Source organism: Acidovorax sp., assembly GCF_016783915.1.
GTDB lineage: Bacteria > Pseudomonadota > Gammaproteobacteria > Burkholderiales > Burkholderiaceae_C > Acidovorax.
Map to the genome: position 1 here is coordinate 1 of NZ_JADHVT010000217.1, position 5,796 is coordinate 5,796.

Annotated in this window: 7 protein-coding genes; all 7 read left to right on the forward strand. The window is 51.4% G+C overall.

The features are described from left to right. On the forward strand, positions 1-292 hold a 292-nt coding region (locus tag ISS20_RS23015), incomplete at its 5' end, for a hypothetical protein (RefSeq protein WP_291439897.1). 230 nt (positions 293-522) lie between these two features. Further along, positions 523-1,542: a DNA cytosine methyltransferase gene (locus ISS20_RS23020; protein WP_291439899.1), complete on the forward strand. Its 1,020-nt coding sequence runs from the start codon at positions 523-525 to the stop codon at positions 1,540-1,542. Further along, positions 1,535-2,206, forward strand: coding sequence for a hypothetical protein (locus ISS20_RS23025; RefSeq protein WP_291439901.1), 672 nt, complete (start codon positions 1,535-1,537; stop codon positions 2,204-2,206). The genes ISS20_RS23020 and ISS20_RS23025 overlap by 8 nt, the downstream gene beginning before the upstream one ends. A gap of 11 nt (positions 2,207-2,217) precedes the next feature. After that, complete coding sequence (locus ISS20_RS23030) at positions 2,218-3,237, forward strand: DUF262 domain-containing protein (protein WP_291439903.1); 1,020 nt, start codon at positions 2,218-2,220, stop codon at positions 3,235-3,237. Beyond that, entirely contained in the window at positions 3,234-4,187 is a 954-nt protein-coding gene (locus tag ISS20_RS23035; RefSeq protein ID WP_291439905.1) for a hypothetical protein, read from the forward strand. The genes ISS20_RS23030 and ISS20_RS23035 overlap by 4 nt, the downstream gene beginning before the upstream one ends. A gap of 93 nt (positions 4,188-4,280) precedes the next feature. Then, positions 4,281-4,571, forward strand: a complete 291-nt coding sequence (locus ISS20_RS23040) for a hypothetical protein (RefSeq protein WP_291439907.1) — start codon at positions 4,281-4,283, stop codon at positions 4,569-4,571. Further along, positions 4,568-5,761, forward strand: a complete 1,194-nt coding sequence (locus ISS20_RS23045) for a hypothetical protein (RefSeq protein WP_291439909.1) — start codon at positions 4,568-4,570, stop codon at positions 5,759-5,761. The genes ISS20_RS23040 and ISS20_RS23045 overlap by 4 nt, the downstream gene beginning before the upstream one ends. Positions 5,762-5,796 lie beyond the last annotated feature (35 nt).

A 5,796-nucleotide genomic window follows, 5' to 3' on the forward strand; every position in this document is an offset into this window, starting at 1 on the left:
CATCCTGCGGCTGGATGGCGCGATCAAAAAGCGCAAAAAGAAGCTGTCCAAGCAGGTCTGCGGCACGTCGCACACCATTTCCCTGGACGAGGCCAAGCACGTGTACGAAGAAGGGGCGGAGTTGCTCATCATCGGCACGGGGCGCTTCGATTCGGTGCGCCTTTCGGAAGAAGCCGAGGCCTACCTGGAGAAACACCACTGCCGCACGAAGCTGGCCCCCACGTCCGAGGCCATCCACATCTGGAACGAGGCCCAGGGCCAGGCCATCGGGTTGTTCCACGTGACCTGCTGAGGCAGTATCTAGCTTCTCTAACGCGGTCGCCCGTAGCGTTCACCAGCGGCAGATCTATGCCACCGACCGGCAGATTGACGCGCTGGTGTATGAGTTGTACGGGTCGACGGAGGAGGAGATTGGGGTGGTGGAGAGAGGGGATTGATGTGAGGGAAGCTGTTGATTGGCAGAATAGCAGCCGCTGTGGTATAATTGAGTAGCTTGTCTGTAATCAAAACAGGGGGCTGCCTTTGAATATCATCAGTTTGTTCTCAGGGTCTGGTGGGCTCGATTTGGGATTCGAGCAAGTAGGCTTCCGGCCAGTCATTGCGTACGATATAGAACCCGCTGCGGTAAGAACCTACAATTATAACCGCGCGGGTGAGATTGCCCGTGAAGCAGATTTGTCGTCGCTTACGGGAGATGATATCATCCGCGAGATTGCCCAGTTGGAATTGGACGAGCCCCCGCGCGGGGTGCTCGGCGGGCCACCTTGCCAGTATTTTTCCAACGGTAACAAAGCGCCCCGTCAAGATGATGACCCCAGACGTACTTTGCCTATCAACTACGCTAATATCTTGCAGCAGTTAAACAAAGAGTACGAGTTAGACTTTTTTATATTTGAGAACGTCTGCGGGCTGGCCCAACTTGCCCACCGTGACGATTTCCAGCGCATTATTGAAATATTTGAAGAGGCAGGATTTCACGTGTTTCACGGGATTTTGGATGCTTACAATTACGGAGTGCCCCAGTTTCGCAAACGGGTGTTCTTGGTGGGGTGGAACCGAGTTCTGTACCCGGAAGCCCGGTATGAATTTCCTGCTGGAAACCCTTGCGGGCTTACAGTTCGAGATAAGATTGGCGGACTGGCAGAACCAAAATTTTGGGCACGGGATCTGAACCCAGACGAATTTCCTGAGCACCCTAATCACTGGACGATGAATCCCATTTCAGATAAGTTTAGAAACCCGCCACCACCCAATTTAAGGCGGTACACGAGATCGTTCCGCAGATTGTTCTGGAACGGACCCAGCTATACGGTTGCTTACGGGCATAACGAGATTCACGTCCACCCAGAAGGGCACCGTCGTTTGAGCATCTACGAAGCGATGCTATTGCAAGGATTTCCACATGGCCGGGACGGGTACCGGCTAATTGGCAATCTAACCAAGCAAGTGACTTTGGTTTCAGATGCAGTGCCCCCGCCCCTGGCTGCCGACTTGGCACGATCTATTCTTCAATTCATGGAAGAACACTCCCGCAATGAGTGACTTAGCTGAACCCGATGTGCTAGAAATCCAGACACGTTTATTAGACTGGTTCCGTATTTCTGGCCGGCAGTTCCCGTGGCGACAAACATGCGACCCGTACGCTATGCTGCTGGCTGAAAAGTTGCTCCAACAGACTGTTGTGCGCGAAGGTGTCGTGCAGGCTTACGACGATTTGCTAGTCGCATACCCTACGCCTACTGCGCTTGCTGAAGCAGATGTGGAAAGTATCAGGACCATGATTCAATCCCTGGGCTTGCACTACAGGGCACAAGAATTGGTTGCACTGACACGGGAAATCTCTGAAAAGCATGGCGGTTGCGTTCCACAAGATTTGAAGTCATTATTGGCATTGCCTGGAGTGGGGGACTATATCGCAAGGGCCGTGCTTTGTTTTGCCTTTGGACAGGATGTACCAATAGTTGATACCAACGTCGCTCGTATTCTCTACCGCTTGTTTGGACTGTCTGGGCCGATGCCAGCTAATCCCGCACGTAAGCGAAACCTCATTGAACTTGCTGGATCACTATTACCAACTGGGCAATCGCGGGAGTTCAATCTTGCGATGCTTGACTTCGGCGCGCTAGTATGCAAATCATCTTCACCTGAATGTGATCATTGCCCCTTATCACCTGTTTGTGAATTCAATATTTCCACCACAGAATAGGAGAAGGAAAAATGACTGCTCGCAATCCCACGACGACCGACATTGATTGGTTCAACGATCTCCTGGCTTTCAAAAGGCTAGATCTAGACCCAGTTTACCAACGGTATTCTGTATGGAGTAAAGGCTATAAACAGTACTTCATAGATACTATACTGGGTAATTTTCCTTGTCCATCAATCTTCCTGCATAAAGAGAACATCTCTAGCACAGAGCACATATACCACGTAGTGGATGGGAAACAGCGACTTCTGGCTATTTTTGGATTCCAGAACAACGAGTTTCCCTTAGCTCGGGATCACGATGAGTTTCCTGGCAAATATTGGGCCGATTTGCCACCTGAGGTTCAGACGCGATTTGGCAATTACCAAATCTCGGTCGAAATACTTACCACCAACAACCGATCATATCTCAAGGATGTGTTCGACCGCCTGAACCGGAATGTCCGGCGTCTCAACGAGCAAGAGCTTCGTCATGCCCGGCACGAAGGCCCGTTCATCAAATTGGTGGAAACACTGGCAAAAGAACGCTTTTGGAAAGATATTGGCCTCAGCACTCCTGCAAGAATACGAAATATGAGAGATACCGAGTACGTTTCCGAGATCTTCTTGCTCACGGTGCATGGTGTATTGGACGGCGGCTCTCGCATCCTTGATGACTACTACGCCGAGTACGATGATGAAGAAAGCTTTCAGGACATAGAAGAGTGCCAGGGTATCTATGAAGAGTGCCAGGAAATAATGAAGCGGTTAGACACCTCATTTTTGCGATCAACCCGGTTCAATAATTTGCATGACTTTTATAGCCTATGGGCAGCTTTGTTGGAATATGTAAAAGTCGCTGATGAAATCGATTACGAAACAACTCGTGTTGAGCTGGCAGCATTCACCGAACGGGTAACCGATCCTGATAACATCGCCTCGGACGATGAGGTTGCGCTCAAGTATTCCGATGCGGTACGCCAAGGTGCTAATAAACGGGCCAACCGCCAGCTCCGGGCAGATATCTTGAAAGACTTGATCAAAACGAAATGAAAATCCCGCCGAGTTTCAAACAATCGTATATGGATATCCATCCTGTCTTGGAACGTCTTGAAGCAGCGGTTCAACCACGTGCCGAGGAGATAGCCAAAAGATATAACGGTGTCTATACTGGTAGGATTAAGGAACCTGAGAGTATACTGATCAAGGCTGAAAAAGAGGGATACAAACACCCGTTCCTGCAAATGGATGATTTGTTTGCTTGCACGATCACGGTGCCGAACTCTCAAGCCATAGAAGACGTCCGCAGGGATGTTGAAGCGATTTTTCAACTTGTCGAAGTACGCCAACGCGCTGTTGAGCCCGAGGAGTTTGCCTATAACGATCTAAACCTATCCCTAAAGACCATTCCTGAATTTTGGAATCGCGGTGAAGCCTATTTGGATTTGGTCTTTGAGCTTCAAATCAAGACGTTACTGCAACAAGCCTGGTCGCAAGCTGGTCACGATGTCATCTACAAAGCCAGAAAGAAAACTTGGGGGCTGACGAGGATTACTAGCCAACTACGCGCGTTGTTGGAAATGGCAGATTCTCTTCTGGCTAATTTGGACAGCGCGGCCAATATTCTTCAAGGGACAATTGAATATCCCAAGTATTCGAAGCGGAACCAGATTATTGATATTCTGGAATGTGCTTGGGACGACCCAAGATTGCCCGGCAATCTCGACCGCGCGGCTCTGGTTATCGAAAACTACTTGGAACTGGCTGGCCTGGCATCTGACGATTTGGTGGAATTACTGCGTAGAGAGGAATACCGTCGATATGTCGAGGCACGCAGCTTAACCCCTACCCAAGCTGTTTTCATCATTCTGTTCCAAGAGAAGTGGGGAGATATGAAGCCGCGTCTGAAAAAGGGCAAACGTAAAGTCCTTGTAACTAGCGAAATGTTGGATCTATGCCCTAATCTTGCCAAGATTCCGCCTGACTATTGTGCAAGCCTTTAAACTTGACCAAATTCAAGCGGTAGGAATGATTCCTACTCCGAGTCAGTCCAGTGAGACAGAGGTATGGTGAACTTGTGAAATTACACCTTCACGTTGTGCTGCTCTGCCGCTGACCATGGCAGGGCAGTTTTTTCCATTGAGTGGCTGGTAGAATGGCTGGAATGGCGGGTAGAAACGGTAGAACGGCACAAAGCCACCGTAGAACGTCGGGCAGCAAGACGGTTGGCGAAATCGCGCCATGCGCCTGCTGCCACCATCCCCGCCGGCAAAGAACTCTACCAGCGGCAGATCGAGGCCACCGACCGGCAGATTGACGCCCTGGTGTATGAATTGTATGGGTTGACCAAAGAGGAAACAGCCATCGTTGAAGGGAGGAAAGAATGAGCACCATTGACCTTGAAACGCTTTTGAAGCTGGTTGGCACACTGAACGACAGCGATGATCCCAACAGCGCTCGTTCCCGCTTTCGAGGCTACTTGCAGGAGAATATTCATAGCGTCGGTGACTTGCGGGCCTATGTAGACGCTGCCCTTTCTTCCACAGGCGAACAATACAACAAGGCACTTCAAGACCTGATCAACCATGCCGGGAGCTTACTGGGATTTAAAGTGGAGTTTGGCCGCTATCGTGGCATGACAGGGCAAATTGGTTTTGATGGCTTATGGCGTTCACCTACTGGTCAAGCGGTGGTCGTGGAAACCAAAACCACTGACGTGTACACAGTTAAGACGGCCACGCTCCTGGGGTACATCAACGACCTGGTGTCTGCGGGCAAAATCCAAAGACCGGACCAAGCTATCGGGCTTTACGTCTACGGCCGGTTTGACGCTGCCACAAGTCAACTGGAGAAGGCCGTCATCGCTGAGGGGCGTCAGGAACGACTGCGTGTGGCGAGCGTGGACGCACTCTTGAACCTGCTGGAGCTGAAGCAGGAATATGAGCTGGAGCATGAGACGGTCTTTCAACTCCTTCTCCCATCTCCTATCCGTGTAGATACCGTCGTCAACCTGATCTTCGACATCACTTCTCAGGAACGGCGAGCGGCAGTCGAGGAAACACCGGCGTTGGTGTCGCACGAACAACCTGTTGCAGTGGAAGGGCAGATCAACTACTACCTGTTGCCAGCGGCTGATTCCGAGGACGGAACGCCCGTGCTGGAGAACTTGCATCATTGGCTCGATCAGGGTATGTGGGGATTGGGACAGCGCACTGGCTATCGCAGACATTTCCGCCCTGGCGACAAGCTGTGTTTCTATGCTGTACGCATCGGCGTCGTGACCGAATGTACAGTCGCTTCCCCTGCGTTTGAACTGGATCGCCAGAAGAGCCCCAAGCCCCACCTGAACGTGCCTTACGGCATTCGGCTGAAGGACGTGCGATGGTTCGAGGACACGCCGGTGGTTCTGACATCGGAGGTACGGACTGAACTCAGCGCTTTCCAGGGGCGTGATCTCAGCAGAGGATGGGCCTGGTTTGTACAAGGCACGAGCAAGTTAACGGCAGGGGATTTTGAGCTCCTGACGGGACAGAGAAGGCCCGGACAGCGAGAAGGCATTGATGCTGCCCACGCTTGAGAACTGCTGGGAACGGCTGCAAGCCTTGCACGCGG